We start from the raw sequence: 808 nt of genomic DNA on the forward strand, positions 1-808 counted from the left end.
CCGCCGGGTCGCTCGGCTGGAACATCGGGGACGACGGCAAGCTGACGTACCGCATTGAGCACCCTGAGTACCTCGAACATCTGGAGTGGGTGCGCAAGCTGTTCGCCGCGGGTGTGGTCCATCCCGACGACAAGGCGAACACGGGCGACGTGGGCCAGCGGTTCACCGCTGGGCAGGTCCTGGTCTACAACGGCAACACGGCCGACTGGTGGGGCAAGACCGCCGAACAGGCCAAGTCCAACCCGGACTTCGAGATCGATGGCATGGACTACTTCGGCGCCGACGGCGGCAACCCGACGCTGTATGCCGGCCAGCCCGCCGGTATCTGGTCGATGATCCGCAAGGGCGCCTCGAAGGAGACGATCGAGAACGCGCTGGCCGCCGCCAACTTCGCGGCAGCGCCCTACGGCACCAAGGAGCGGATGTTCGTCGACTTCGGCGTCGAGGGCACCCACTACACGGTCAAGGACGGTGTCCCGGTCAAGAACGATCGGGGTATCCAGGAGGTGAACAACGCCTGGGTGCTGCTGGCGGCCCCGGCTCCCTACACCGCCCACCCCGACTTCCCCGAGATCGCCCGCAAGCAGGTGGAGTGGCAGCAGCGGCAGGGTGCCTTCGTGAAGAAGACGTCCACGTTCGGCATGAACATCGTCGAGCCGACCCGCTACGCCACCCTCTCCAGCCAGTTCGAGCAGCTGGAGATCGACTTCGTGCGCGGCAACAAGAAGCTGTCCGACGTGCAGCAGGCCATCTCCACCTGGAAGTCCTCCGGCGGTGACAAGCTGCGCGACTGGTACAAGAAGCTCCT

At 65.6% G+C, this 808-nt stretch carries 1 pseudogene; it reads left to right on the forward strand.

Annotated features, from left to right (window positions below):
• Positions 1 to 808 (forward strand): annotated as a pseudogene (locus STSP_RS19145) (Tat pathway signal sequence domain protein); the annotation flags it as partial.

Origin of the sequence: Streptomyces jeddahensis (assembly GCF_001642995.1) — a bacterium.
Lineage (GTDB): Bacteria > Actinomycetota > Actinomycetes > Streptomycetales > Streptomycetaceae > Streptomyces > Streptomyces jeddahensis.